At 59.1% G+C, this 25,116-nt stretch carries 27 protein-coding genes and 1 other RNA gene; 14 read left to right on the top strand and 14 right to left on the bottom strand.

Going from position 1 to position 25,116, the window contains the following annotated elements:
* Positions 1-24: 24 nt before the first annotated feature.
* Both yihA and argB read left to right on the top strand, forming a co-directional pair.
* On the top strand, positions 25-687 hold the full coding sequence (gene yihA / locus VIN96_RS11335) for a ribosome biogenesis GTP-binding protein YihA/YsxC (RefSeq protein ID WP_331896287.1): 663 nt from the start codon (positions 25-27) through the stop codon (positions 685-687).
* Between the two features lie 49 nt (positions 688-736).
* Positions 737-1,663 carry an acetylglutamate kinase gene (gene argB, locus VIN96_RS11330; RefSeq protein WP_331896285.1) on the top strand — a complete coding sequence of 309 codons (927 nt, stop codon included), beginning with the start codon at positions 737-739 and terminating at the stop codon, positions 1,661-1,663.
* 69 nt (positions 1,664-1,732) lie between these two features.
* Here the strand turns inward: argB and VIN96_RS11325 are convergent, their stop codons facing one another.
* From VIN96_RS11325 to VIN96_RS11315, 3 genes are all read right to left on the bottom strand, one after another.
* Positions 1,733-3,133 (bottom strand): DEAD/DEAH box helicase, encoded by a 1,401-nt coding sequence (locus tag VIN96_RS11325; RefSeq protein ID WP_331896283.1) that lies wholly within the window; start codon positions 3,131-3,133, stop codon positions 1,733-1,735.
* Positions 3,134-3,228: 95 nt separating this feature from the next.
* Complete coding sequence (locus VIN96_RS11320) at positions 3,229-3,438, bottom strand: cold-shock protein (RefSeq protein WP_331896282.1); 210 nt, start codon at positions 3,436-3,438, stop codon at positions 3,229-3,231.
* 246 nt (positions 3,439-3,684) lie between these two features.
* Positions 3,685-5,400 (bottom strand): sensor domain-containing phosphodiesterase, encoded by a 1,716-nt coding sequence (locus tag VIN96_RS11315; RefSeq protein WP_331896279.1) that lies wholly within the window; start codon positions 5,398-5,400, stop codon positions 3,685-3,687.
* 202 nt (positions 5,401-5,602) lie between these two features.
* Between VIN96_RS11315 and VIN96_RS11310 the strand changes: the two genes are divergently transcribed.
* From VIN96_RS11310 to VIN96_RS11295, 4 genes are all read left to right on the top strand, one after another.
* Positions 5,603-6,304, top strand: a complete 702-nt coding sequence (locus VIN96_RS11310; protein ID WP_414675608.1) for a pyrimidine 5'-nucleotidase — start codon at positions 5,603-5,605, stop codon at positions 6,302-6,304.
* A gap of 115 nt (positions 6,305-6,419) precedes the next feature.
* Positions 6,420-7,268 (top strand): 2,3,4,5-tetrahydropyridine-2,6-dicarboxylate N-succinyltransferase, encoded by an 849-nt coding sequence (gene dapD / locus VIN96_RS11305; RefSeq protein ID WP_331896277.1) that lies wholly within the window; start codon positions 6,420-6,422, stop codon positions 7,266-7,268.
* Positions 7,269-7,283: 15 nt separating this feature from the next.
* Entirely contained in the window at positions 7,284-8,465 is a 1,182-nt protein-coding gene (gene dapE / locus VIN96_RS11300) for a succinyl-diaminopimelate desuccinylase (protein WP_331896276.1), read from the top strand.
* Positions 8,462-9,031, top strand: coding sequence for a hypothetical protein (locus tag VIN96_RS11295; RefSeq protein WP_331896274.1), 570 nt, complete (start codon positions 8,462-8,464; stop codon positions 9,029-9,031). The genes dapE and VIN96_RS11295 overlap by 4 nt, the downstream gene beginning before the upstream one ends.
* Positions 9,032-9,038: 7 nt before the next feature.
* Here VIN96_RS11295 and VIN96_RS11290 read toward each other — a convergent pair whose 3' ends face one another.
* On the bottom strand, positions 9,039-9,551 hold the full coding sequence (locus VIN96_RS11290) for a cytochrome C (RefSeq protein ID WP_331896272.1): 513 nt from the start codon (positions 9,549-9,551) through the stop codon (positions 9,039-9,041).
* Positions 9,552-9,657: 106 nt separating this feature from the next.
* A complete protein-coding gene (locus VIN96_RS11285; protein ID WP_331896271.1) occupies positions 9,658-10,032 on the bottom strand; it encodes a hypothetical protein in 375 nt (124 codons plus the stop codon).
* A gap of 201 nt (positions 10,033-10,233) precedes the next feature.
* On the opposite strand from VIN96_RS11285, the gene VIN96_RS11280 reads away from it, so the two are divergent.
* Positions 10,234-11,706, top strand: coding sequence for a methyl-accepting chemotaxis protein (locus VIN96_RS11280; RefSeq protein WP_331896270.1), 1,473 nt, complete (start codon positions 10,234-10,236; stop codon positions 11,704-11,706).
* 246 nt (positions 11,707-11,952) lie between these two features.
* On the opposite strand, the gene VIN96_RS11275 is transcribed toward VIN96_RS11280, so the two are convergent.
* Complete coding sequence (locus VIN96_RS11275) at positions 11,953-12,132, bottom strand: hypothetical protein (protein ID WP_331896269.1); 180 nt, start codon at positions 12,130-12,132, stop codon at positions 11,953-11,955.
* Positions 12,133-12,211: 79 nt separating this feature from the next.
* Complete coding sequence (truA, locus tag VIN96_RS11270; RefSeq protein WP_331896268.1) at positions 12,212-12,979, bottom strand: tRNA pseudouridine(38-40) synthase TruA; 768 nt, start codon at positions 12,977-12,979, stop codon at positions 12,212-12,214.
* 158 nt (positions 12,980-13,137) lie between these two features.
* Here truA and VIN96_RS11265 point away from each other — a divergent pair, with 158 nt between their 5' ends.
* Positions 13,138-14,280 carry a hypothetical protein gene (locus VIN96_RS11265; RefSeq protein WP_331896267.1) on the top strand — a complete coding sequence of 381 codons (1,143 nt, stop codon included), beginning with the start codon at positions 13,138-13,140 and terminating at the stop codon, positions 14,278-14,280.
* 6 nt (positions 14,281-14,286) lie between these two features.
* On the opposite strand, the gene fmt is transcribed toward VIN96_RS11265, so the two are convergent.
* Together fmt and def are read right to left on the bottom strand one after the other, a co-directional pair.
* Complete coding sequence (fmt, locus tag VIN96_RS11260) at positions 14,287-15,210, bottom strand: methionyl-tRNA formyltransferase (RefSeq protein WP_331896266.1); 924 nt, start codon at positions 15,208-15,210, stop codon at positions 14,287-14,289.
* Positions 15,211-15,247: 37 nt separating this feature from the next.
* Positions 15,248-15,769: a peptide deformylase gene (def, locus tag VIN96_RS11255; protein ID WP_331896264.1), complete on the bottom strand. Its 522-nt coding sequence runs from the start codon at positions 15,767-15,769 to the stop codon at positions 15,248-15,250.
* Positions 15,770-15,932: 163 nt separating this feature from the next.
* On the opposite strand from def, the gene VIN96_RS11250 reads away from it, so the two are divergent.
* The 3 genes from VIN96_RS11250 to VIN96_RS11240 all read left to right on the top strand — a co-directional run bounded on the left by VIN96_RS11250 (position 15,933) and on the right by VIN96_RS11240 (position 19,128).
* Entirely contained in the window at positions 15,933-17,390 is a 1,458-nt protein-coding gene (locus tag VIN96_RS11250; RefSeq protein WP_331896263.1) for an HD domain-containing phosphohydrolase, read from the top strand.
* Between the two features lie 58 nt (positions 17,391-17,448).
* The gene (locus VIN96_RS11245; protein ID WP_331896262.1) at positions 17,449-18,579 is read left to right on the top strand and encodes a DNA recombination protein RmuC; all 1,131 of its coding nucleotides are present in this window, start codon (positions 17,449-17,451) and stop codon (positions 18,577-18,579) included.
* A gap of 63 nt (positions 18,580-18,642) precedes the next feature.
* Positions 18,643-19,128 (top strand): cytochrome c, encoded by a 486-nt coding sequence (locus VIN96_RS11240; RefSeq protein WP_331896260.1) that lies wholly within the window; start codon positions 18,643-18,645, stop codon positions 19,126-19,128.
* A 369-nt stretch (positions 19,129-19,497) separates the two neighbouring features.
* Here VIN96_RS11240 and recR read toward each other — a convergent pair whose 3' ends face one another.
* Both recR and VIN96_RS11230 read right to left on the bottom strand, forming a co-directional pair.
* A complete protein-coding gene (gene recR, locus VIN96_RS11235) occupies positions 19,498-20,103 on the bottom strand; it encodes a recombination mediator RecR (RefSeq protein ID WP_331896259.1) in 606 nt (201 codons plus the stop codon).
* Positions 20,104-20,122: 19 nt separating this feature from the next.
* Positions 20,123-20,446, bottom strand: a complete 324-nt coding sequence (locus tag VIN96_RS11230; protein ID WP_331896258.1) for a YbaB/EbfC family nucleoid-associated protein — start codon at positions 20,444-20,446, stop codon at positions 20,123-20,125.
* Positions 20,447-20,520: 74 nt separating this feature from the next.
* Between VIN96_RS11230 and VIN96_RS11225 the strand changes: the two genes are divergently transcribed.
* From VIN96_RS11225 to VIN96_RS11215, 3 genes are all read left to right on the top strand, one after another.
* Complete coding sequence (locus tag VIN96_RS11225) at positions 20,521-21,360, top strand: 3'-5' exonuclease (protein ID WP_331896256.1); 840 nt, start codon at positions 20,521-20,523, stop codon at positions 21,358-21,360.
* A gap of 144 nt (positions 21,361-21,504) precedes the next feature.
* Entirely contained in the window at positions 21,505-22,014 is a 510-nt protein-coding gene (locus VIN96_RS11220; RefSeq protein WP_331896254.1) for a hypothetical protein, read from the top strand.
* A gap of 98 nt (positions 22,015-22,112) precedes the next feature.
* Positions 22,113-22,394 carry a hypothetical protein gene (locus tag VIN96_RS11215; RefSeq protein ID WP_331896252.1) on the top strand — a complete coding sequence of 94 codons (282 nt, stop codon included), beginning with the start codon at positions 22,113-22,115 and terminating at the stop codon, positions 22,392-22,394.
* 28 nt (positions 22,395-22,422) lie between these two features.
* Here VIN96_RS11215 and VIN96_RS11210 read toward each other — a convergent pair whose 3' ends face one another.
* The 3 genes from VIN96_RS11210 to ffs form a co-directional block, all read right to left on the bottom strand.
* The gene (locus VIN96_RS11210) at positions 22,423-23,070 is read right to left on the bottom strand and encodes a glutathione S-transferase family protein (protein ID WP_331896251.1); all 648 of its coding nucleotides are present in this window, start codon (positions 23,068-23,070) and stop codon (positions 22,423-22,425) included.
* Between the two features lie 14 nt (positions 23,071-23,084).
* Positions 23,085-24,887 carry a DNA polymerase III subunit gamma/tau gene (locus VIN96_RS11205; protein ID WP_331896249.1) on the bottom strand — a complete coding sequence of 601 codons (1,803 nt, stop codon included), beginning with the start codon at positions 24,885-24,887 and terminating at the stop codon, positions 23,085-23,087.
* 37 nt (positions 24,888-24,924) lie between these two features.
* Positions 24,925-25,025, bottom strand: an RNA gene (gene ffs, locus VIN96_RS11200) — signal recognition particle sRNA small type.
* Positions 25,026-25,116: the final 91 nt, after the last annotated feature.

Below are 25,116 nucleotides of genomic sequence, written 5' to 3'. Positions count from 1 at the left end.
GTCCCCCGCCGGTCAGGTCCTGAAATGAACGACATTCAACCACTTCCCCTCGACGACAGCTTCGAGCCCGAACAAATCGAAGCCGGACGCGTCATGTTCGCGGGCGAGTGTACGTTCATGCTCGGCGCGGCTGGACTGAGCCAAATTCCCGGCACCGACCTGCCCGAAATCGCCTTCGCCGGACGCTCAAACGTCGGCAAGTCGTCGTTGGTCAATGCCCTGACCGGGCGCAAGTCGATTGCGCGCACATCACACACCCCGGGGCGCACCCAGCAGATCAACTTTTTCGATCTCGGCGCGAAGATGATCATCGCCGACCTGCCCGGCTATGGATACGCCAAAGCGCCCAAGGACCAGGTCGCCAAGTGGACCCGGTTGGTCAACGCCTATCTGAAGGGCCGTCAGGAATTGCGCCGCGTGCTGGTGCTGATCGACGCGCGCCATGGCATCAAGGACGTCGACCGCGGCGTGATGAAGATGCTCGACACCGCGGCGGTGTCCTATCAGGTGGTGCTGACCAAGGTCGACAAGATCAAGGCCGGGCCGCTGGAAAAGCTGCTCGAAACCACCCACGCAGAATTGGCCCGCCACGTCGCTGCGCATCCCATCGTGCGCTGTACCAGTTCGGCCAAGAAAATCGGCATCGAAGAACTGCGCGCCGAGCTGGCGCAGCTCGTCCAGGCCTAGCTATAAGTCTCTAGCGGACTTGCAACAACTCATGTAATTTGAGGCCATTATGGCAGATGACGCAAAAATCAAAATCGATCCCGAAGCCCCGCCCGAAGCTTGGTTGAACCAAGCCAAAACCTTGTCCGAGGCGCTGCCCTACATGCGCCGCTATTCGGGCGAGACGCTGGTGATCAAATACGGCGGCAACGCCATGGGCGATCCGTCCTTGGCCGAATTGTTCGCCCGCGACATCGCCCTGTTGCGCCAAGTCGGCGCGAACCCCATCGTGGTGCACGGCGGCGGACCGCAAATCGGCGCAATGCTCGACAAGCTGAAAATCGAAAGCGAATTCATCCACGGTCTGCGGGTCACCGACAAAGAAACCGTGGACGTGGTCGAAATGGTCCTGGCGGGCTCGATCAACAAGCACATCGTCACCGAAATCAACGCTGCGGGCGGCTTTGCCGTCGGCCTGTCGGGCAAGGACGGCAACCTGATCCGCGCCGAAAAGCTGCGCCGCACGGTGCAAGATCCCGATTCCAACATTGAGCGCATTCTCGATCTGGGTTTGGTCGGCGAGCCCACCTCGATCACCCCGCACGTTCTGGACTTTTTCGAACAAAGCGACATCACCCCGGTGATCGCGCCGATCGGCGTCGGTCCCAACGGCGAAACCCTCAACATCAACGCCGACACGGCGGCCGGCGCCATCGCCGCCGAAATGAACGCCAAGCGTTTGTTGATGCTGACCGACGTCAAGGGTGTGCTGGACGAAGATGGCAAACTGATTGCCCGCATGACCGCCACCCAGGCCCGCGACCTGATCAAAAAAGGCGTCATCAAGGGCGGCATGATCCCCAAGGTGGAAACCTGCCTCGACGCCATCGACGGGGGCGTGGAAGCCGCCGTCATCATTGACGGCCGCATCCCCCACGCGGTGCTTTTGGAACTGTTCACCAAACACGGCGCGGGCACGCTGATTACGTCGGAATAAGCGCCTCGTACGATCCGTGAACGCAAAAGACCGGCCTATTGGCCGGTCTTTTTTTTTCGATAATGCGTTTTAGGCTGCGCGTGGGCCGCCGCTTTTCGCGCGATTACCACCGCTGCCGCGTTTGGCGCCGTGGTTTTTCGCCCCCGCACCGGTCGAGCCATGCCCATGACCGCCATGGCCTTTGTCACTGTGACGTTTGCCGTCCTTGGGACGGTGGCCTTTGCCCTTGGCAGGCTGGCCGGCACGGCCTTGCGGACGACCTTGTCCACCACCGCGTCCGCCGCCACGATTGCCGCCTTGCTTGGGCGGGTCCTGCTCCGGCTCGGCGATGGCTTCGGCATGGAACGGATGATCGGCAAACACATCCACCGCTTGGCGGATGGCTTTTTCGATGCCGCGCAGATAGCCACGCTCTTCGGCGTCGCAGAACGAGATCGCTTCACCTGTTTCGCCACCACGTGCCGTGCGGCCGATGCGGTGTACGTAGTTTTCCGCATCGTTGGGCAGGTCGAAGTTGATGACGTGGGTCACGCCGTCGACGTCGATACCGCGTGCGGCGATGTCGGTGGCCACCAGGGCGCGCAGTTGGCCCTTACGGAAGCCTTCCAGCGCGCGCTGACGGGCGTTTTGGGTTTTATTGCCATGGATCGCACCGGCGCGGATGCCGCCTTGTTCCAGATGGCGCGCCACGCGATCGGCCGAGTGCTTGGTGCGGGTGAAGACCAAGACGCGTTTGACGTCTTTGTCTTTGAGGACCGTGGTCAGAAGTTCGCGCTTTTTCTGCTTGGGCACGAACAACACCCGCTGGCCGATACGTTCGGCGGTGGTCGATTGCGGGGTAACCTCAATCTGCACCGGGTTGTCGGTCAGGCCGTCGGCGAGCTTGCGCACGTTGTCGGGCATGGTCGCGGAAAACAGCACGGTTTGGCGTTTGTCCGGCACTTGGGCGGAAATCTTACGCACGTCGTTGACGAATCCCATGTCGAGCATGCGATCCGCTTCGTCCAAGATAAACGTCTCCACCCGATTGAGGCGGACCTTGTCTTGGTTCATCAGGTCCATCAAGCGGCCCGGCGTCGCGACGACGATATGCACGCCTTGGCCCAAGGCTTTCGCCTGTTTGAGCAACGGCACGCCGCCGAACACCACGGCTGAGCGGATGTCGAGAAAGCGGGCGTAGGTTTCAATACTGTCGTGAATTTGCAGCGCTAATTCGCGCGTCGGCGCCAAAATCAACACGCGCGGCGTTTTGCGGGCCGGCTGGGCGTTGGCTTCGTTCAAGCGCTGCAACAGGGGCAGCACGAACGATGCCGTCTTGCCCGTACCCGTCTGGGCAACACCCAGCAGGTCGCGGCCCTTCAACAGGGCCGGAATGGATTGCGCTTGAATGGGCGTGGGCGTGGTATAGCCCTCGGCCTCAACAGCGCGCATTAGGGGCTCGATCAATCCGAGCCCTTTAAAATCAGTCATATAATCTCTTTTCATAAATTGGGGCAAAAGGCGCGGGCGCGGCCTCTGATTGAGACCACGCCCCGCGAGCCCCGTCTGGATCTTAAGTCGGAGACTTAGTCCAGGGCGACGATGTTATCGGCCGCCATTTTGCCGTTCTTGCCGGCGGTCAGGTCGAATTCGACCTTTTGGCCATCGCGCAGACCGGACAGACCAGCGCGCTCAACAGCCGTGATGTGGACGAATGCGTCCTTAGAACCGTCTTCCGGCTCAATGAAACCAAAACCTTTGGTGGCGTCGAACCACTTCACGGTACCTTTAGCCATAACTTGTATTCCTTTGACATAGAGAAATGGCGGGCAACCACCTTGGCGGCCCGCTTTGGTAACGCTCACAATGTCAGGAGGTAACATGTTGGGCCGCAGAAGAAAGTCAAACGCGGTCAGCAGGGAACACTAGACGAAAGTGCAACGTGTACTGAACATACTGTTTTTTAGGGAAATTCGCAATAGCAAAGCGATTCCCGCGCGCCTAATGCCCAGCGCCTCAGCGGCGAAATGAAGCTACCGACGTCACCATGTCCGTCCGGTGGAAAACGCTGGATTGGGAAACATGTGAATGTGCTTGGCCATGTTGAAGGCCTTGGTGTTGGCGTTGGGCTTGCCGAACAGATAGCCCTGGGCGAAATCGATGCCGCATTTGCGCACGAAATCCAAACCTTGCTGATCGTCGACCATTTCGGCAATGGTTTCGATGCCGAGGTTCTTGCATAGCGTCGCCATGCTTTCGAACAACGCCTTGCCGCGCCGGGCGCGCTGGGCGTCCTTGACCACCGGACCGTCGATCTTGACCACGTCCACTTCCAGACGCATCAGATAACCGAAGCTCGCCGCGCCCGCGCCGAAATCGTCCAAGCACACCGGATAGCCGTCCTTGCGCAAGCGCTGAATGAAATTGTTGGCGCTTTCCAGGTCTTCCATTTTCGCCGACTCGGTGATTTCGAACACCATCCGCCCCTTGGCCCACTTGTTGTCGCTCATGATATTGTGCAAGGCGTTCACGTACCATTCCGACGCAACGGACTGGCCGGAAATGTTCACCGCAATGGACATCGGATTGTTGCGCGGGATGGTGTTGAGGAATTCCAACCCCTTTTCCACCACCGCCAGATCGAATTCCGGGATCAAACCGGTTTCTTCGGCCATGGTGATAATCTCGTAAGGCGACACGCCTTCTTCGAAACGGGTCAGAGCTTCGTAGTGATGCACCGCACCGGTCATGACGTTGACGATCGGGTGGTAGACCAGATGGAAATTCTTGTTCGCCACCGTGGCCTTGAAAGTGGAAACTTTTTCCGCCGCCTCGCTGACCAGACTGGACAGGTTGGATGATAATTCCTGCATGTTGAAGCCGGCGCTGCCGCCCGATTCCTTGAAGCGGTTGATGGCGTAGACCAGCCCGTTGGCCATGTCTTCTTCGGAAATGTTTTCCGCGTCCACAGCCATGGTTGCGGCTTCGACGCTGATGCCCTTTTTGTCCGGGTCGAAATCCTTGGCCACGTTGGCCAGTTGGCTTTCCAGGCTGCTGACGTCCAAATCGTCGGCGTGGACCAAGCCGAATTTGCCTTCATCCAACTCTGCGGCGCTGTCGCCATCCACCGAGTTGGCCCGCAGATAGGTGCCTAAGATCTTATCCAATTCCGCCGTCTGGTCGGCATCGAGGCGCGCTTTCAACTCCGCCATGCCCGGCATGTTGATCAAGGTCAGTTGGTTGTCTTCGCCCGGCTTCGCCGATTTGAGCTTGCCGCCCAGCACGTCGGCGAAGGAATTGGCGTCGTACAGATTGCTCTCGGTTGCCTTTTGCCCACCGTGAACCAATCCCGCGCCGGGATTGCGCGATACCCGCAGGGCGAGAAAATAGTGATTGCCCAGATCTTCCAGAAAGTAACCGGCAAACCCGAACGGCAGCCCCGATTTGCGCTGCCCCTTAAAACGAATGTCGACGTCTTCGATACGTCCTTGGCGGCGCGCGACGCCAAGCAGGCTGCGCATCAATCCCATGTCTTCGGCCAGCACGATGTCGTCGAGTTTTTTGCCGACAAGTTGTTGCGTGGTCATGCCGGTGATCGCCTGCCACGGCCCGCCCGCGAACACGATGGCTTCGTTCATATCCACTTCAAGCAGGAAGTCCGCCCAGCAAAACGCCAGCGCGACGAAGCGGTCGCGCTCGGCCTTGAGGTCCAGCCCTGGATTCTGAGGTGGAGGCGTAACTGTACTTGCCTGCGGCATACACCCCCCCCCTTCTGCCTGTGGCTCTGCCTTACACTATGAACTATCACGTCAAGTGCGCATCAATGAATTCAAACGATTATAAATTTAAAATAGCACAACCTTTTTTTCATCACAGTACGCATATTTGACTACCATAATATCACAATTCGAGCACAACACCCTTGCGTTTCAGAGCCGCGCCCGCCACCTTTGAGACGCTATGGTTCAGAACTCATCATCACACCACACGCCGTTACCCGACACTGCGCATCTGATACGCGCACATACATGGGTCTTTGACCTCGACAACACGCTATATTGTGGTGTGCATGGCTTGTTCGAACAAATCGACGCGCGCATGCGCAGCTACTTGGCGCGCTTTCTCGAGATCGACGAAGACGAAGCGCACCGGGTGCAAAAAAGTTATTTTCGCCAATACGGCACCACGCTGCGCGGTATGATGCTCAATCACGCCATGGACCCGACGCCGTATCTGAATTATGTACACGACATCGATATTTCCCTGATTCCCGCCGATCCAGCGCTGGATGCCGCCTTGGCGCGCTTGCCGGGACGCAAGATCATCTTCACCAACGCCGATGTCGCCCATGCCGAACGGGTGATGGCGCGGCTCGGCGTCGCGGATCATTTCGATGCCATCTTCGATATTGTTGAAGCCGACTTCATCCCCAAGCCGGAACCGGAAATCTATGACAAGCTGGTCAAGCGTTTCGACATCGCGCCTCAAGGCGCGGTGATGGTCGAAGACATCGCCCGCAACCTAGAACCCGCCGCCAAGCTCGGCATGGCCACGGTGTGGGTGCGCCCGGTGACCGAATGCGCTGTGTGCAAGGAAGCCCCCGAAGGCGATCACGTCGATTTCGTCACCGACGATCTGGTTGCGTGGCTGCGCGCATTGTAAGTGCACCCATATGCTGGACAGGCCGCGCCGGACACCGTATGTTCCGGGAGCTTTTCAGCGGACCAGCCCCAATTTCGAGCCCCAATTGCCCCCATTTGATTTAAGAGCGAGCACCATGAGCTACACCGACCTTGAAAACACCATCAACGCCGCCTGGGAAGACCGCGACAACGTCAGCCTGACCACCCAAGGCGCCATCCGCGAAGCCGTCGAAGAGGCCACCGAGCTGCTCGACAGCGGCAAGGCCCGCGTCGCCGAACGTATCGCGGTGGGTGAATGGCAAGTGAACCAGTGGCTGAAAAAGGCCGTTTTGCTGTCGTTCCGCCTCAACGACATGAAGATGATCGAAAACGGTCCCGGCGGCGCACATTGGTTCGACAAGGTCGACAGCAAATTCAAAGGCTGGGACGACGCCCAATTTCGCGCATCGGGCATCCGTGCGGTGCCCAACTGCATCGCGCGGCGCGGCGCCTACATCGCGCCCGGCGTGGTGCTGATGCCGAGCTTCGTAAACCTCGGCGCGTATGTTGATAGCGGCACCATGGTCGACGGCTGGTCGACCGTGGGTTCGTGCGCGCAGATCGGCAAGAACGTTCACATTTCCGGCGGCGCCGGTATCGGCGGGGTGTTGGAACCTCTGCAAGCCAATCCGACCATCATCGAGGACAACTGCTTCATCGGCGCGCGCGCCGAGGTCGCCGAAGGCGTGATCGTCGAAGAAGGCTCGGTGCTAGGCATGGGTGTGTTCATTTCCGCCTCGACCAAGGTCGTCGACCGCAACACCGGCGAAGTCTTCTACGGCCGCGTTCCGGCCTATTCGGTTGTGGTATCGGGCTCCATGCCGTCGCACCGCACCATGCCGACGGGCGAGCCTGCACCGAACCTCTATTGCGCCGTGATCGTCAAACGCGTTGATGAAAAAACCCGCGCCAAAACCGGCATCAACGAACTGCTGCGCGACTGATCGGAGCACGCGAACGTGACAGGCACAAAGCTCATTGACCCCATCGAGCTGACTCAGGCGCTGATCCAGTGCCCCAGCGTCACCCCCGTCGATGAGGGTGCGTTGGGCGTTCTGGAAAGCGCCCTGACGCCACTGGGCTTCACCTGTCACCGTCTGCCCTTTGCCGAAGACGGCACCCCGGACGTCGATAATCTCTACGCGCGTTTTGGCGACGGTGGGCCGAACCTCTGCTTTGCCGGTCATACCGACGTGGTGCCGGTTGGCGATGCGGATGCGTGGACCCACCCGCCGTTCGGCGCGGAAATCCATAACGGCGTCCTTTACGGCCGCGGCGCGGTGGACATGAAGGCGGCCATAGCTTGCTTTGCATCTGCGGCGGCGCGTTATCTCGACGAATGCGGCGATGCGTTCAAGGGCTCGTTGTCGTTCCTCATCACCGGCGATGAAGAAGGTCCGGCCATCAACGGCACCGTCAAAATGCTCGACTGGATGGTCGCACGCGGCGAAACCGTCGACGCGTGCATCGTCGGCGAACCGACCAACACCGACACTTTGGGTGAAACCATCAAGATCGGCCGCCGCGGCAGCCTGACGGGCTATATCACCCAGCACGGCACCCAGGGCCATGTCGCCTATCCGCAGCATGCCGACAATCCGGTGCCAAAACTGGTCAAGCTGCTGAGCGCGCTCTACGCTGAACCGCTGGATCTGGGCACCGAACATTTTCAGCCTTCCAACCTGGAAGTCACCACCGTCGATGTCGGCAATCCCGCCACCAACGTCATTCCCAACACCGCGCGCGCGGTGTTCAACGTGCGGTTTAACGACACCTACACACCTGAAACCCTGAAAAAGCGCCTGCGCGATCAGTTGAACGCTGCGGGCGACAACTTCGATTTGGAATTCAGCGTCTCGGGCGACAGCTTCCTCACCCCGCCGGGCCTTCTATCCGACGTGATGACCCAGGCCGTGCACAAGATTACCGGATTGACGCCGGAACTCAGCACCTCGGGCGGCACCTCGGACGCGCGCTTCATCAAAGACCACGCCGCCGTCGCGGAATTCGGCCTAATGAACCAAACCGCGCACAAGGTCGACGAACGCGCCAGCGTCGAAGATATCCGCAAACTGGCCGACATTTACTATGAAATGATAGTCGGCTATTTTTTATCATCCAATGAAAGCCAAAGCGCATGATATCGCCGCGCGAAGCCACTCTGTCGCTGATGGGCGCACTGCGGCTGGCGCGTTTCGACGAAAAAGGCGCATTGTTTTTCAACACCACCTTGCAAGGCTTTTGGAATTCGTTCTGGGTCGCTGCGTTGATCGCGCCTTTGTATTTTCTCGAATTCGTCTTGCGCTGGAATTTGGAAGATGTCTCCGCGCCGGGGCTGCGTTACTTTTCTGTCGAAATCATCATGTACGCGATGGGTTGGGTCGCATTTCCGCTGGCGATGGTTTACGTATGCCGCCTGATGGGCTGGTCGCAACGTTTTTTGGTGTTCGGCGTCGCCAACAACTGGGCCGACCTGATCGTTTCGGCGTTCGCTATCCCCGTGCAGATCGCCATCACCACGGGCGTGCTTACCGGCAGCGCCATGTCGTTCATGCTGGCGTCGGTGATCGTCTACAGCCTCGGCCTGTCGTGGTTCGTGGCGCGTCACACCTTGAACATCACCGGATTGGCCGCCAGCGGGGTGGTGGCGTTGTCGGTTATGATCAATTTTATGATCCGCTATTGGGGCGCGGTGTTATTGATTTAAGCGCCGCTTATTTCGGCAGCTTGTCGAATTCTTCATATTTGCCCTCCGGCGCGCCTTTGTGACAAAGCACGCAATTGGCGCCTGAATTCATCTTTTTTTCCGACAGCATACGCTTGTACTTTTCCGACCGGTGATCGCCGAGCCAGTCCCGGGTTTCGGTGATGCGGATCGGGGTGTAATCCTTGGGCTGCTTTTTCATCAGCTTTTTGTAGCTGATCTTGCCGAACATGGTACCGCCGCCGTCCATGGATTTGGACACCAGGTATTCCTCAATGTGCTTGGCCGTGGCCGGGTCGAGACTGGCATCTTCGCCAAAGTGGTTGGCCAGATCGCCCATGATCTTCACCCACGAGCGCCCCGGTAGCTTGATCGGTGCAAAAGCCATATGACAGTCGCCGCATTCTTTTGCCGTGATAGGGTCCGCTGCGGTCGCGCCGAAGTCAGTGTCTGCTGAACGGGCCGGGGTTGTCGCGAGAACGAAGGCGCCAAATGCGGCGGCGAGAGGAATGGATTTCAACATCTGTGTCTCCAACCTGAGAGGTGTGGTGTGCGATTGAGACCGTCATAACGTTGCGCGCATGAACGACGCCTGAACGTTACGATCAGATTGCAGCAAGGTAGTCGAATTAAAACGGCAGCGGGATGCCCAGCCAGGCGGCGAATGCGCCGATGCCCAGCACCACCATCAACGTGGGCGAGGTCAAAACACCAATCAATGACAACACAACCGCCGTCAGCCCCAAAAGTATCTGCCCCGCAAAAATCGCCACCAGACCAAAAATTAATGCCAACGGCACGAACACCGGCCCGATGGTGAAGATGCTCAGTAGCCCGAAGCCCACCGCAAACAAACCGAGTAACGGCAAGCCGTCGCTGCTGGTGTAAGTCCCGTCGCCATACGCCCCGTGCGCACCGCCATGAGACGCATCGCCAGCGGCAGCATCCACAGTCCCGGCGGCGGGACGGGTTCTCAAAGTCATCAGGGGTTCTTTTTCCGTCATGTTTCAATCCTATCGCGACACGGCGGTGAAGGCAAAACAAGATGGCTGCCGTCAATCCCTAGACCTTCACACCTACTTTCTGGGTATCCGCACCTACTTTTTCGCTCTTTGCAGAATTGAATAAGTCGTTATGATGCTGCCCATACGGGTAGGAGCGTATATTGCGCCGAACAGACGGCACACGACCAATGGGGAGCCACCATGAACACCATAAGCACCACCACACATGAATCCATTTCGGATTCCGAACCGTCTTCCCATCCTACCGACACATCGCACACATCCAGCTCTGGTCCTGTCGGCTCCGATTTTGGCGCACAAGCCGCACGTCAAATCGCCGGCGTGTGGGGTGAACTGGCGGAGATTTCTATCGATCTCGACGACATCACCGCCGCGGTGAGCGGCAAGACCCAGCACTTGGACGACCTGAAATCCGACATGGACGGGCTGCACGAATCCAACGCCCAAATTTCAGAATTGGCGACCACGGCCAATTCCATCGCGTCGCAAGCCACGTCCAGTACCGAGGAAACGTCGCGCACCATCGAAGACAGTACGCGCAGCATCGGCGGCCTGATCGAATCGGTGTCGGGGATCTCGGCGCGCTTGGATGCCTTGACCCACGCCTTGGAGCGTGTCTCCGGCGTGGCGCAGAACATCGAGGCCATTGCCAAACAAACCAATCTGTTGGCGCTCAACGCCACCATCGAAGCGGCGCGCGCCGGTGCGGCAGGCAAGGGTTTCGCCGTGGTCGCGGGGGAAGTCAAAAACTTGTCCAAGCAAACCAGCGATGCCACCACCGACATCAGCGATACGGTGTCCGAATTGCGCACGCAAATCGAGATGCTGGCCACGGACAGCGCCACAAGCCTCGAAAAAGCCGATACAGCCAGCCAAGACACAGCCAAGGTCGCCGAGGCCATGGACGATTTGGAGACCATCTTCGACCTGCTCAAGGCCCATGTTGCGGACATCCACGAACAGTCGCAAGCCAACTTGTCGGTGTGCACCCACGTTTCCGACAGCCTCGGCAACTTCGCCGTTGAGGTCACCGATGAAAGTCGTCGTCTGAACGTCGCCAACGATCATGTCGGGCGGTTGCTGAGCCTCAGCGAAGATTTGATCGAGCAGGTGGTTGAAAACGGCCTGGAAATCGACGACACCCCCTTCATCGTGGCGGTGCGAAAGGCGGCGCAGCAAATCAGCACCACCTTTGAGGCTGCGGTGGATGCGGGCGAAATCACCATGGACGAGCTGTTCGACGAAAACTACCAGCCAATCCCCGGCACCGACCCCCAACAGGTGATGGCCAAGATGGTGCCCTTCACCGACCGTGTCCTGCCACCGATCCAAGAACCGTTGCTCGACCTGGACGACCGCGTCACCTTCAGTGCGCCGGTGGATCGCAACGGCTATCTGCCGACTCACAACAAAAAATATTCCCAACCGCAATCGAACGATCCGGTGTGGAACATGGCCAACTGCCGCAACCGGCGCATCTTCGACGACCCGACCGGACTTGGGGCGGGGCAAAACCAGACCAAGTCGTTTTTGCTCAAAACCTACAAACGCGACATGGGCGGCGGGGTCATGACGGTGATGAAAGACGTGTCCGCGCCGATCACCGTCAAGGGGCGGCACTGGGGTGGGTTGCGCATGGGCTATAAGGCCTAGTTACCAGCCACCCGGCTCTCAACACCCTGGCAAAAAAGAAGGCCGGCGTTATCGCCGGCCTTCTTTGCGGTGTTTTGAAAAACCCGTTAAGCGGCTTTCTTCAGCGCTTTTTTGGCTTTTTTCAGCTTGCTTTCTTGCTTGGCGACTTTCGCCTTGCGTTGCTTGACTTCTTTTTTCAGGCTTTTGATTTTCGACTTCTTGGACATGTTGGTGTCTCCTGATGTGGGTTGCAAACGCGCAAGGCCTCTAGCCCTGAGCCTTATGTTCACGCAGGAAGTCTTGTATGAAACGACGGATTTCGCGCGCCGCGCTCGTATCAAGCTCATCACACAATGCCACGAATTGATCCCGTACCTCGCCGCTGATCCGGATCACCAACTGGCTATCCTTTTTGATCTTCTTTTTGGGCTTTGTTTTTTCGGTCATAACCGGGCTCGCTCCTCATGAACGCAATGCATTATATATACATTGAGATTGCAATGTATATACATTTTTGAAATTAAACCTATATCTCATCATCGCTCGTAAACGGATCATAGCCAACGCGCATCAGATACAGGCCGTCCGGCGGCGCAGTGGGACCGCCCGCGGCGCGGTCTTTGGCGTCAAGCGCCGCCTTGAGGTCGTCCGCCGTCCATTTGCCCTCGCCCACCAGCCTGAGCGTGCCGACCAGATTGCGCACCTGATGGTGCAAGAACGACCGGGCCCGCGCCTTGATGCGGATTTCGTCGCCGCTGCGCGATACCGTCAATTCATTCAAGGTCTTGATGGGCGATTTGGCTTGACACATGGTGGCGCGAAAGGTGGTGAAATCGTGTCGTCCGACCAGTACTTGCGCGGCCGCGTGCATGGCTTCGGCGTTCAACGGCTGCGCCACCCACCACACGTGACCGCGCTCGATCGCCGGACGGGCGCGGCGATTGAGAATACGGTAGAGGTATGCGCGCTCCGTCGCCGAAAAGCGCGCATGAAAGTTCTCATCGACGATCTCGACTTCGACGATGCTGACCGGGCGCGGTTTCATATGGTGATTGAGGGCGTCACGCACGGTCTTTGCGTTCATATCCGTGCGCGCGAGGTCAAAATGAATCACTTGGCCATAGGCATGAACGCCCGCGTCGGTGCGCCCGGCGCAATGGACGCGCGGGTGTTCGCCGCTGAACGCGGGAATTGCGTCCTCCACCACCTGCTGCACGCCGAGGCCGGTGTCCTGCCTCTGCCAGCCGACAAACGGGCCGCCGTCATATTCAACTGTTAACCGATATCGAACCATGGGCCTGTTTTAGAGCAACTGCCCCCCCAAGCGCGAGATGTTTTACAAGTGCACCGAATATCCACATTTTTGGGACGTGTATTGCGTTACCCCCCTTGGCGGGCGTACATATGGTATTGAGTTTTCAATCCTTATCCCGCCGCGTTGCAGGAAAGACCATGTCCGATACCCTCGAAAGTGATCTCGATACCCTCCACATCATGCCGATGAGCATCATCCCGTTCGAAAACCGTTCGCTGTCGCGCGCACGGATGATCAAGAACGCGCGTTTGCAAACCATGATCGAGTTGTTTCAAGACGTCGATGCCGGCAGCGGACAAATGACCGTGGACGCCGCCGCGCGGCAATTGCGCGAACACGCCAACGCTTCGCCGCACGACATCACGCTGTTGCGCAAATTGGCCCGACTGCCGTCTTACGACGTCTACAGCCTGCGGGTCTCGCTCAGGGAGCAAGACATCCCGGTCAACGACATCACGGCGTTGAAACTGTCGGCGAAAAAAAGCCAGGAACTGGCCGGTTATATGAAGGATTTCACCTTCCCGCTGATCCGCGACATTTACGGCAGCACCGACGTGCAGGTGCAGGAATTCGACGACCTGCTCAATCTGTTTCGCAATCCCGACGTCAAAATGGCACGCGAAAAGCTCGACATGATGGCCAAGAAGCTCGACATCGACTTGATGGAACTGCCGCGCTTTTTGGAAGATTACGGCGATATTTTCCTGTCGCTGGCGTACTACAAACATTGCCTGGACGAAACCGCGCCGATCACCCAGGGCTTCCTCGACAGCTTGAAGAAAATCCGCGCCAATTGGGAACTGAAAAGCGATCAGAATCTGATGAAAACCTGCGACATGCTGGAAAAGACCTTCACCGGATTGAGCGCGCACCTCAAGCGCCTGTTCGATGAATTCGACGCCAGCACCAAGGATTTCTGGAGCGACGTATCCGCCGAACGCTTCCGCCAGGTCGAGGCGCTGATCGAAAGCTACCACACCACCATCGGCGCGGTGCTGTGCGCGTTGTCGGTCAAAATGGGTGCATGGCACAACCTGTTCCCGCGCGACAGCGTCGGCGGGCCGGTGAAGCGGTCTGAATTCATCATGCTGGAAATGCGCCAAGGCATCGAAGAGGTGCGCAAGATTTTGAAATCGGCCAAGGAAAGCAAGCCCAACGTGCGCCGCCAGTCGAAATTCAAGACCTACGCCCAAGGCCAGGAAGAACGCGCCGCTGCCGCGCGCGGGGTCACCAAAGCGCCGGTGATCGGCGATGAAATTCCCGATCCGGACCGCTTTTAAAACCGCTTAATCGAGGACCGTGCCCGCTTTGAGGGGATTGCCGCGCAGATAGGCGTCGGCCGCCATCGCCGCCTTGCCCGCAGGCTGAACCTCGACCAGACGCAACGCACCATCGCCACACGCCACCAACAGCGCATCGTCGAGCACGGCTCCCGGCGTGCCGGCTGCATCTTCGGCCACGGCGCGCAGCACCCGCACGCGCTGGCCGTCACGTTCGAACCATGTCATCGGATACATTGCCCGCACCGACCGGGCAAGCTCGTCGGCGGGTCGCCGCCAATCGATACGGGTCTCGGCCTTGTCGATTTTTTTCGCGTACGTCACGCCGTCTTCAGGCTGGGTTTGGGGAACGATGCGCCCTTCGATTACACCCGCCAACGCCTCGACGATCAAACGCCCGCCCATCGTGCACAAGGCATCGTGAAGCTGTTGGGCGTTCATGTCCGCTGTGATGGCGATGGTTTCGCTGAGCAGCATAGGCCCTGTATCGAGCCCGGCGTCCATCTGCATGATGGTCACACCGGTCTCAAGGTCGCCCGCCTCGATGGCGCGCTGAATGGGCGCAGCACCCCGCCAGCGCGGCAACAGCGAGGCGTGAATGTTGAAACAGCCCATTTTCGGCGCGTCCAAGATCGCTTGCGGCAAAATCAGACCGTAGGCCACCACCACGGCGGCATCTGCATTCAAGGCGGCAAAGGCTTCCTGTTCGTCTGGGTCTTTGAGCGAGTGCGGGTTGCGCACCTCGATCCCTTGGGACTCGGCGAAGGCATGCACCGGCGATGGCGTGAGCTTTTGTCCACGCCCCGATTTGCGCGGCGGCTGGCTGTAGACGGCGAGCACGTGGTGCCCCGCGTCGAGCAGGGCCTTGAGGGCCGGCACGGAAAAATCCGGGGTGCCCATAAACACAAGGCGCAGCTTGGTATCGCTCATCGCTTCACCTTTCAAGGGCATCTCAAGGGCATCGGGCTTAAACCGTGGCCGGCTGGCCGCGCCGCGCCTTTTGCAGTTTGCGCAAGATCATGTTGCGTTTGAGGTTCGACAGATGGTCGACGAACAGCGTGCCGTCCAGGTGGTCCATTTCGTGCTGCACGCAGATACCCAGAATTTCGTCCGCCTCGATTTCGCGGATTTCGTTTTCATGATCCAGATAGCGCACCCGCACCGCCGTCGGGCGCATCACCTCGGCAAATTGTTCGGGCAGCGACAGACAGCCTTCTTCGTGCAACTGCTCGGTTTCTGACGCCCACACGATTTCGGGGTTGGCCATGCGAATGGGATTGGGCTTTTCATCGTCGCGGGCAACGTCGATGACCAGGACACGCTTGCTCACCCCCACTTGCGGGGCGGCCAAACCGATGCCGTTGGCCGCATACATGGTTTCCAACATGTCGTCCATGAGCTGGCGAATTTCACCATCGACCTTTTCGACCGACTGGGCCTGGGTTTTCAATCTGGGGTCGGGAGCGACCAAAATGGGCAATACGGCCATGTAACTTTACCTAGTCTTGCAGCGAACTCAGTGTATGCGAGAGGACTTAAGGCTCCAACCCGCGTCCGTCAAGAAAAGTTCAAAACTTGGTTCCTTTAACACCACCACCGCAAAACCTATATACTGGCGACACACAACCGGATCGAGAAAGCTGAGGGGACATATGCGCGCGATTTTGCACTACCTGACAGCCATGGTGATCATTCCGTTTTATGGCATACGGGTGTGCCCATTTATCGAAACCCTGACGCCGCTTCAGGTCGCAACGCCCATTATCTTCATGCTTGCGCTGCAATTCATGGTACGCAAACCCCTGATCGCGCGGCTGGTCGATGCTGCGCCGCTGAAACGCCAGGTCAAACGGTTGTTTTGGCTTGAGCTCACCATGTTCACCATCAGCGCATTGGTGGTCATGGCCTACAATGAAATTTTGTACGGCTTCCCATTCTTGGAAAGCGGCCTGAAAGTTCTCTTTGGGCTGAGCGGCCTGGGCTACTACGCCGCCGCCGACATCGCGTTGGAAAAAGAACGCGCCGTCGCCGATCGGATCGAACGCGAACACATCACCATTGACCCCGACGAAAACTATTTCCCGCTGACGCGCAAGGTTGCGTTGTTTTCATCGATCTCCATCACCGCCCTGGTCGGCGTGTTCATGCTGCTGGTGATCAAGGATCTGGACTGGATCATTCGCGTCGGCGCTGAGGTCACCTTGAAGGATGCACAAGCTTCGATCTTGAAGGAATTCGCCTTTGTCCTGGCGGTGGTGTTGCCCCACACCCTGAACATCATTCGATCCTACGCCCACAATTTACACCGCATCCTCAACAACCAGACCTCGGTGCTCAGCCGCGTGACCTTGGGCGATTACGATCTGCACGTTCCCGTCGCCAGCAACGACGAGTTTGGCGTGATCGCCGCGCACACCAACACCATGGTCGATCGCATCAAGGACCGCACCGCCGAACTGGCGCGCACCCGCGACGTCACCATCCTGTCGCTCGCCACCTTGGCCGAAACCCGCGACAATGAAACCGGCGCACATATCTTGCGCACCCAGCGCTACGTGCGGGCATTGGCCGAACGTCTCAAGGACCACCCCAATTTCGCCCACGAACTCAATGCCGAAACCATCGATCTGTTGTACAAGTCCGCGCCGCTGCACGATGTCGGCAAGGTCGGCATCCCAGACGCGATCTTGCTCAAACCGGGCAAACTCACCGACGACGAATTCGTCATCATGAAAACCCACGCCAGCCTCGGCGCCGAAGCGCTTGAGGTCGCCGAACGTGAACTGGGCAGCAATTCGTTCATGCGCTACGCCCGCGAAATCGCCGCCACCCACCACGAGAAATGGGACGGTTCGGGCTACCCCAACGGACTGAAGGGCGACGCGATCCCCATCTCCGGGCGCTTGATGGCGGTGGCCGACGTCTATGACGCCCTGATTTCCAAACGCGTCTACAAACCGGCTTTTTCCCACGACAAAGCCATGGGCATCATCCGCGAGGGCCGGGGCAGCCATTTCGACCCCGACATCATCGACGCCCTGGATGCCGTCGAAACCGAATTCAAGGACATCGCCGACAAATTCGGCGACGTCGCCCATGCTGCAGAATAGGCTTTAACAACTGTTCCTGCGTTTGCCTTTCCCGGCGCGTTGAGGCACTGTTTCAAACATGGATTCGCAGAGCCTCATCCTCATCGTTTTAGCTGGCGCAGCCCTGATCGTGGCATTGTGGGCGGCGTTCGGTCGCCGTGCACCGACCGACCACGCTCAAGCGCAGGAAGCCGCACACAACGCGCTGATCGCGCAACTGTCCGCGAACCAAGCCGATCTGGCGGCGCGCTTGCAGATGATGACCGAGAGCCAGGGCCAGCTGACGCGCACCTTGGAACAACGTTTCGAGCATGTCAGCAAACGCCTCGGCGACGGTCTCAGCGAGCACAGCCAACGCACCGGCGACGTCATCAAGCAGGTTCACGAACGCTTGGCGGTTATCGACGCGGCGCAAAAGAACCTCAGCACCCTGACCGATCAAATGGTCGGCTTGCAAGACATCCTGTCCAACAAGCAAGCGCGCGGCGCGTTCGGCGAAATTCAATTGAACGATCTGGTCACCGATGCCCTGCCGCCGTCGGCTTATACATTCCAGGCGACCTTGAAAAACGGCAAGCGCGCCGATTGCTTGCTCAAGCTGCCCAATCCACCCGGATCCATCGTCATCGATTCCAAGTTTCCGTTGGAAAGTTATCTGGCGTTGCGCAACGCCGAAAACGACGATGTACGCAAAGTGGCGTTGCGCAGTTTCGGCACCGACGTGCTCAACCACGTGCGCACCATCGCCGAAAAATACATCGTTGCGGGCGAAACGGCGGAAAGCGCGTTGATGTTCCTGCCCAGTGAGGCGGTTTACGCCGAACTGCACGCATCGCTTCCCGACGTGGTGGAAAAATCCTATCGCGCACGGGTGTGGATCGTTTCCCCCACCACCTTGATGGCGACGCTGAACACCGTGCGTGCGGTGCTCAAAGACGCCCACATGCGCGAACAGGCCGGGGTCATCCAGGCGGAAGTCCTAAAAATGCTCGACGACGTGACCCGCTTGGACGACCGGGTCGCCAAGTTGCAAAAACATTTCACCATGACCGAAGAAGACATCCGCCAAATCCGCATTTCCACGGACAAGGTCACCCGCCAGGGCGAAAAGATCGAAGCCGTGCAATTGGCCGACGACGGCCCCGCCGAAGCGTTGCAACCGAGCCTACCGCAAGGAACGGTTGCCGGACCGACGGCAAACGAGCCATAATCCGCCCCGTCCATTAGCGGACTATACCCGCACACGCTCACACCACTGTTAAGGATCAGCCCGATGGCGCCCGATCAAGCCCCAAAAACGCAACCGGCCCCCGAACTCATGGATGCCCAAGGCCTGCACCCGGATGCGCCGCGCCATGGCTCACCGATCAAATGGATGGCTTTGGTGATGGTGACGTTGGTGGTGCTGACCACGATTTCCATGTGGGGTAAGGAAAAGGTCTCCATCAAGGCGTCGGTCACCATCCCGCCGCTGAGCGAAGCCGCGCAACGTGGCCGTGAGGTGTTCGCACAATCGTGCCAAGAATGCCACGGCGTCGACGGCGCGGGCGGCACGCGCACCGGTCCGCCGCTGATCCATCCGATGTATCGCGAAAATCTCTATCCCGATTATGTGCTGAAAAAAGTGCTGCGCGAAGGCAAGCGCGAAAAGAACTGGCGCTTTGGCCCGATGGAACCGGTGAAGAATATAACAGAACAGCAAATCGACGACGTCACGCTGTTTATCCGTACCGTTCAAAATGCCAGCGGGATCGACTAAATCCACCCAGTTCCCCCTGCATCTTTAGCGTCTGGCTATCTTTTCCTGAAACGCGCTTCTCGCATCCATTCGACATGTGGTGTCCCCCAAAAAGCGACCGCACCGGCCCCGGGCATGGGTCGGTGCGGTCATGGGGTGAACGTTATCCGGAGGGGGTGTTGAGGTGGATAACGTTCGCAGTTTCAACTTCAACCCAGACCCCCCGGAATGGGAAAAAGTTGATGGGAACGGAAGCAGATAGGAAATGCCTTATCTGCTCACCACCGGTTGTATCATATTGTCTATATCTATCAAAGAAGGAAATCATGCATTCGGAGAATTTTTTGTTACAACTCTCCCTTTGATTGCATTGCAAATAATGAACCGCGCCTACACGGGTTTGCGCGCTTTCAGCGCCGCCGAAAGCGTACCTTCGTCCAGATAATCCAGCTCGCCGCCCATTGGCACCCCATGCGCCAAGCCGGAAATGGTGACGTTGGCGTCGCTCAGGCGATCGGCGATGTAATGGGCGGTGGTCTGGCCATCGACGGTGGCGTTGGTGGCCAGGATCACTTCCGTGACGCCGGGGTCGCGAGCGCGTTCGACCAAGGCGCCGATATGCAGATCTTGGGGCCCGATGCCGTCCAACGCCGAAAGCGTGCCGCCCAACACGTGATAGAGACCGCGAAAACCGACAACGCGCTCCATCGCCCACAGATCGCCGACCTCTTCGACCACGCAGATCTGGCTGCGGTCGCGTTTCGGATCGGTGCAAATGGAACATGGATCGGTGACGTCGATATTTTGACACACCGAACAGGTTTTGACGTTTTCAGCGGTTTGCGTCAGCGCCCGGGCCAGCGGTTCCATCAGCGATTCGCGCCGCTTGATCAAGTGCAGCGCGGCGCGGCGCGCCGAACGAGGTCCCAGCCCCGGCACCTTGGCCAAAAGCTGGATCAGTGCTTCGATCCCGCTGGAACGCCCGGGGTTGACCATAACGAAATACTCCGCCGCCTCAGAACGGCAACTTGAAGCCCGGCGGCAACGGCAAACCGCCAGTCATTTCGGCGATCTTTTCTTGCTTGAAGGCGTCGATTTTGGTTTTCGCGTCGTTGATGGCCGCGGCGACCAGATCTTCGAGCATTTCCGGTTCGCTGGGATCGATGATGCTTGGGTCGATGCTCACGGAGCGCACGTCGAACTTGCCGTTGACGCGCACATTGACCATGCCGCCGCCCGATGCACCAACCACTTCGTGGGCTTCCATCTCTTCTTGCATTTCGCTCATGCGGGCTTGCATCTGCTGCGCCTGCTTCATCATCTGGCCGAGATTCTTCATATTTGCTCCGTTATCCACAACTCTGACGCCAGAGAGACTGGCGTCCGGTTTCGTCCGTGTATAGCATTGCGTTCATGCAACACCAAAGCCTGTTCGTCTTCGACATCGAAACCGTACCCGACACCGACGCCGTGCCCAACTTGATTGGCCGCGATATCGGACCCGACGCCGCCGAACGACGTGCGGCGCTGGAAGCCTATCATTTGGAAGCCACCGGCGGGCAAAACGCCTTTCCCCGCCAGCCGTTTCACAAGGTGGTGGCGGTCAGTTTTCTGTCCGCAGAAATCGAATACGACGGCCGCTTTGAAACCTATTACCTCAAGGAACTGCGTTCCGGGGGTACATCTGAGAGCCCCGAGCGCGATTTGGTCGGCGGCTTTTACCAATTCATCGACCGCAAACACCCCCGTCTGGTGAGCTACAATGGGCGTGGTTTCGACCTGCCCGTCCTGCGTCATCGTGCCATGGTGTGCGGCATCACGGCGGGCGGTTTTCACGACACCTCCAACAAATGGGAAAACTACACCTCGCGCTACGCCTTGGATTGGCATTGCGATCTGCAGGAGGCGCTGACCGATTTCGGTGCCGCGTCGCGCGGCCTGAAGCTCAACGAAGTCTGCGCAGTGTTGAATTTCCCCGGCAAGTTCGGCGTCGACGGCTCGCAAGTCGCGCCCATGTACGACGAGGGCCGCATCGACGAAATTCGCGACTACTGCGAAACCGATGTGCTCAACACCTATCTGGTATATCTGCGCTATCAGCTGACCCGCGGACGTGTGACCAAAGATGGCTACAACCGTGCCGTCGCCGACGTCATTGCGCTGATCGAGGCTGAGCGCGAAGCCCGCCCGCACCTCGGCCAATTCTTCGAAGCGTGGGGCGAAGCGGCCAATAACGTCTTCCTTCTGGACTGACGCACGCGGCCTCCCGGGGCCAATCGGCCAAGACGCTCTGGCACGTGATGCGTGAATAATTATTTGACATATATTATAGGTTGTGCAAACTGACCCCTGTCCGCCGGGGAGAGGCCGTACCCGTTTACGGTTCAGGAGGACGCCATGAGCACGACCAACACCATCAGCATCACCACCGATGGACCAAATCCCCCGCGCGAGATTCAAATCACCCTCATCACTGGCGGCTCAGCTCAAGGCGCATCCACCGACGATCCGTTCGAACGGAGCCAGGACGGCGTTCAGAACGACGACGGACAAGGCACGGTCCCGATGGATCGCGCCGATCGCGACGATCGCGACACGATTGCCGATGATCTCGTCCCTTTGCCGCCCGCGCCGGATGACGATGCGACCACGATCGGCAACATCCGCATCACCACCCACGGCCCCAAGCCGCCGGCCGAGATCCAGGTCACCGTCACCTGTGACATCACCAACACCCGAGGACACACCCCCAGAGTGTTTTTCCCGGCCCAAGGCATGGGCATTCCCATGACCCATTGCGGCGGCAACACGTGGACGGTCTCGAACTCACAGATGTACAGCCGCGGTGAAAAAGTCCTGACCATCGTGTGCAACGGCGTCAAAACCGAACAGAAATTCAAGGCTTAAGCTAAACCGCTCCACGGTTTCTCCATCACAAAGACCCGTCTGATTCGTCAACGGGAATGAAAACCCCAAATCGTGAAATCCAACTTTGAGGAGGCATCATGTCCACCATCACCATTTCCAAGGCACAAGGCATCGGCACCGCGCCCTATTACACCGGTCTGGACGTCAGCGGCACCGCCACGGCGGGCGAACGGGTGCACGTGCACTACGAAATTCCGGCCAGCGGCGTGATGTCGGCCGACCTGAACACCACCGCCGGCGACAACGGCGAATGGAAGGTCAAGTTTGAAAGCGAATTCAACGCCGGCACCGACATCACCGTCATCGCCAGCCTAACCGATGGCGCGAAAGCCTCGTTGGATCTGACGCTTCCCGATTGAGGTATCGTCGCGCGGTGTGCTATTGCGATCAGAAAATGGGGGCTGACAAGCCCTCGGTCGCAAGCGCGCGCTGCACGGCGGGACGCGCAAGCATCAGCTCCACATTGCGCCGCAGATGTCGCATATCGCGCGGCGGCGTTTTCATGTTGCGCCCCCAGCGCGCCAACATCAGCAGGTAGTGGTCGGCAAGCGAAACCTGTTCACCCATCAAGTACGGACCGCCTTTGACGAGCTGTGCGTCGATGAATTGGAACATCTCCGTCAGGCGTTCTTCGACCGCATCCTTGATCGCGCCGACGCCGACGTCGCCTGTTGCCTCAAGGGTGTAGCGCTCGGGGTAGAAATAGATCAGCGTGTCGGGGTGAACGGTGTTGGCGAGAAACATCAGCCATTTGTAAAAATGCCCGCGTTCCGCCGTTCCGCAAGGCGGTGCGAGCGCGGCGTCGGGGTGCTTGTCGCTGAGATAAAGACAGATCGCCGCGGTCTCATACAGAACCGTGTCGCCGTCCACCAACACAGGGATCAAACCGCGTGGGTTGAGTTTTTTGTACGCTACGGACTTTTGCTCATTGCGCGCGCGCTCGACCAGATGCAATTGAAACGGCGCGCCGATCTCTTCCAACAGCACGTGAGGCGTTATGCTGGCATTACCGGGATAATAGTAAAGCTCATACACCCGCGTTTCGTCCTTTAAACGTCGTCGTCCAGCTCTTCATCTTCGAGCGGGCGGGTGAGCGGCGGAATTTCGGCGCGGGTGTCTTTCACTTCGCCGATTTCCGAACCGGGAAAGGCTTCGAGCACGGCGCGCACCAGCGGATCTTCCGCGGCGTGGGCCTTTTCGGCGGCCTCGGCGGCTTGTGCTTGCTGGCGCAGTGTCGGCTGGCCCGGCTGGTTGGAAATCGACACCACCCAGCGGCGCGTGGTGTGATCGTTGAGCATCTTGCCCAAGCGCTGGGCCAGATCGCCGGGCGCGTGTTCGGTCGGGTGGTATTCCATGCGCCCGGGCTGGAAGCTGACCAGATGGACATTGGAAATCAGGTTGGCGTGCAAGATCATCTCACCGACCGTCTCGGCCAGCTCGACCACCTGGGCGAAGGTTTGCGGATCGGGCAACTGCAACTCAGACACGCTCAGCGGCTTGATTTCGGCCTGGGCCTGGGTTTGCGCCTGCGCGCCGAAACCCGACGACATGGTCGGGCCGTGGGTCGTGGTTGGCGCACTCGGCTGGGTCGGCGCACCCGACGCCATCGTCGTCATGCCGCCACCGCCCATCGCAGCACCGCCGCCACCGGGCGAGGACGGTTGCGTCGTGGGCGCGTCTTGCAATTTCTTGAGCACATCCGCCGGGCCGGGCAATTCCAAGCCGTACATCAGACGCACCAAAATCATTTCAGCGGCTTGCAGCGCGCTGGGCGCGGAGCGCACTTCGCCCAAGCCCTTGAGCAACATCTGCCAGCCCCGCGTCAATGCCGCCATCGACAGTCCGCGAGCCATCTCACCGCCGCGGGTGCGTTCCATTTCCGGCACGCCGGGAGCATCGGCAGCAGACGGCGTGACCTTGATGCGGGTCAGCCAATGCACCAATTCCAACATGTCTTCGAGAACCTGGGCCGGATCGGCGCCGCTGTCGTATTGCGATGCCAATTGGCCGAGCGCCTCTTCGACATCGCCCTTCATCACCGCATCCAACAGATCGAAGGTGCGCGCCCGGTCCGCCAAGCCCAGCATGTCGCGCACCGCGTCTTCGCCGACTTCACCGGCGGTATGGGCGATCGCCTGGTCCAGCAGCGACAGACCGTCGCGGACCGAGCCGTCGGCGGCGCGCGAAATCAGCGCCAACGCGCCGTCGGTGACCGATGCGCCTTCTTTTGCGACGATGCCTTTGAAGTGCGCCGACAAGGTGTCCATGTCGATGCGGCGCAAGTCGAATCGTTGACAGCGCGACAGCACCGTCACCGGAACCTTGCGGATTTCGGTGGTGGCGAAGATGAATTTGACGTGCTCGGGCGGTTCTTCCAACGTCTTCAACAACGCGTTGAAGGCGTTTTTGGACAGCATGTGCACTTCGTCGATGATGTAGACTTTGTAGCGCGCCGAAACGGGCTTGTAGCGCACGCCTTCGATGATTTCGCGGATATCGTCGACGCCGGTTCTGGACGCGGCGTCCATTTCCATCACGTCGACGTGGCGGTCTTCGGCGATGGCGGTGCAGTTTTCGCACACACCGCAGGGCTCGGCCGTTTCGCCGCCTTGACCGTCGGGACCGATGCAGTTGAGCGCGCGCGCGATGATCCGCGCGGTGGTGGTTTTGCCCACGCCGCGCACGCCGGTCAGCATGAACGCGTGGGCCAAACGGCCCGACTGAATGGCGTTGGTCAGGGTGCGCACCAACGCTTCCTGGCCGATCAGGGTGTTGAAATCCGTGGGACGGTATTTGCGCGCCAGGACCCGGTATTCTTCAGCGGGCGCGTCTGGTTTGGTCTCGTCGGACATGGTTCGCTGAGCCTGCCTTCAGGTCCTAGGCAAAGAAGAGGTGGGAGACCAGCAGCGACCCGAAGCGAAACTCGTTGCGGCTGCTTCCTTCCGGACCTGACCGGGTTCGCGAGAACTTCGTCCGCGCCGATCTCCCGCGCGGAGTATATCAAGGCCGCCCGCCCGCTGCAAAGCCCATAACAAAGTTTATTTGACGGATCGGTGCAAAGTCGGCCCAGCCGCTTCCAAC

This window comes from Magnetovibrio sp. (genome assembly GCF_036568125.1).
Taxonomy (GTDB): domain Bacteria; phylum Pseudomonadota; class Alphaproteobacteria; order Rhodospirillales; family Magnetovibrionaceae; genus Magnetovibrio.
Note: the sequence above shows the minus strand (reverse complement) of the source record. Positions and strands in the feature narration are given on the sequence as shown.

Bases quoted from the DNA above. Each gene is read 5' to 3' on its own strand.
- yihA (WP_331896287.1), top strand. From the start codon at position 25: ATGAACGACATTCAACCACTTCCCCTCGACGACAGCTTCGAGCCCGAA.
- argB (WP_331896285.1), top strand. From the start codon at position 737: ATGGCAGATGACGCAAAAATCAAAATCGATCCCGAAGCCCCGCCCGAA.
- VIN96_RS11325 (WP_331896283.1), bottom strand. From the start codon at position 3,133: ATGACTGATTTTAAAGGGCTCGGATTGATCGAGCCCCTAATGCGCGCT.
- VIN96_RS11320 (WP_331896282.1), bottom strand. From the start codon at position 3,438: ATGGCTAAAGGTACCGTGAAGTGGTTCGACGCCACCAAAGGTTTTGGT.
- VIN96_RS11315 (WP_331896279.1), bottom strand. From the start codon at position 5,400: ATGCCGCAGGCAAGTACAGTTACGCCTCCACCTCAGAATCCAGGGCTG.
- VIN96_RS11310 (WP_414675608.1), top strand. From the start codon at position 5,603: ATGGTTCAGAACTCATCATCACACCACACGCCGTTACCCGACACTGCG.
- dapD (WP_331896277.1), top strand. From the start codon at position 6,420: ATGAGCTACACCGACCTTGAAAACACCATCAACGCCGCCTGGGAAGAC.
- VIN96_RS11295 (WP_331896274.1), top strand. From the start codon at position 8,462: ATGATATCGCCGCGCGAAGCCACTCTGTCGCTGATGGGCGCACTGCGG.
- VIN96_RS11290 (WP_331896272.1), bottom strand. From the start codon at position 9,551: ATGTTGAAATCCATTCCTCTCGCCGCCGCATTTGGCGCCTTCGTTCTC.
- VIN96_RS11285 (WP_331896271.1), bottom strand. From the start codon at position 10,032: ATGACGGAAAAAGAACCCCTGATGACTTTGAGAACCCGTCCCGCCGCC.
- VIN96_RS11280 (WP_331896270.1), top strand. From the start codon at position 10,234: ATGAACACCATAAGCACCACCACACATGAATCCATTTCGGATTCCGAA.
- VIN96_RS11275 (WP_331896269.1), bottom strand. From the start codon at position 12,132: ATGACCGAAAAAACAAAGCCCAAAAAGAAGATCAAAAAGGATAGCCAG.
- truA (WP_331896268.1), bottom strand. From the start codon at position 12,979: ATGGTTCGATATCGGTTAACAGTTGAATATGACGGCGGCCCGTTTGTC.
- VIN96_RS11265 (WP_331896267.1), top strand. From the start codon at position 13,138: ATGTCCGATACCCTCGAAAGTGATCTCGATACCCTCCACATCATGCCG.
- fmt (WP_331896266.1), bottom strand. From the start codon at position 15,210: ATGAGCGATACCAAGCTGCGCCTTGTGTTTATGGGCACCCCGGATTTT.
- def (WP_331896264.1), bottom strand. From the start codon at position 15,769: ATGGCCGTATTGCCCATTTTGGTCGCTCCCGACCCCAGATTGAAAACC.
- VIN96_RS11250 (WP_331896263.1), top strand. From the start codon at position 15,933: ATGCGCGCGATTTTGCACTACCTGACAGCCATGGTGATCATTCCGTTT.
- VIN96_RS11245 (WP_331896262.1), top strand. From the start codon at position 17,449: ATGGATTCGCAGAGCCTCATCCTCATCGTTTTAGCTGGCGCAGCCCTG.
- VIN96_RS11240 (WP_331896260.1), top strand. From the start codon at position 18,643: ATGGCGCCCGATCAAGCCCCAAAAACGCAACCGGCCCCCGAACTCATG.
- recR (WP_331896259.1), bottom strand. From the start codon at position 20,103: ATGGTCAACCCCGGGCGTTCCAGCGGGATCGAAGCACTGATCCAGCTT.
- VIN96_RS11230 (WP_331896258.1), bottom strand. From the start codon at position 20,446: ATGAAGAATCTCGGCCAGATGATGAAGCAGGCGCAGCAGATGCAAGCC.
- VIN96_RS11225 (WP_331896256.1), top strand. From the start codon at position 20,521: ATGCAACACCAAAGCCTGTTCGTCTTCGACATCGAAACCGTACCCGAC.
- VIN96_RS11220 (WP_331896254.1), top strand. From the start codon at position 21,505: ATGAGCACGACCAACACCATCAGCATCACCACCGATGGACCAAATCCC.
- VIN96_RS11215 (WP_331896252.1), top strand. From the start codon at position 22,113: ATGTCCACCATCACCATTTCCAAGGCACAAGGCATCGGCACCGCGCCC.
- VIN96_RS11205 (WP_331896249.1), bottom strand. From the start codon at position 24,887: ATGTCCGACGAGACCAAACCAGACGCGCCCGCTGAAGAATACCGGGTC.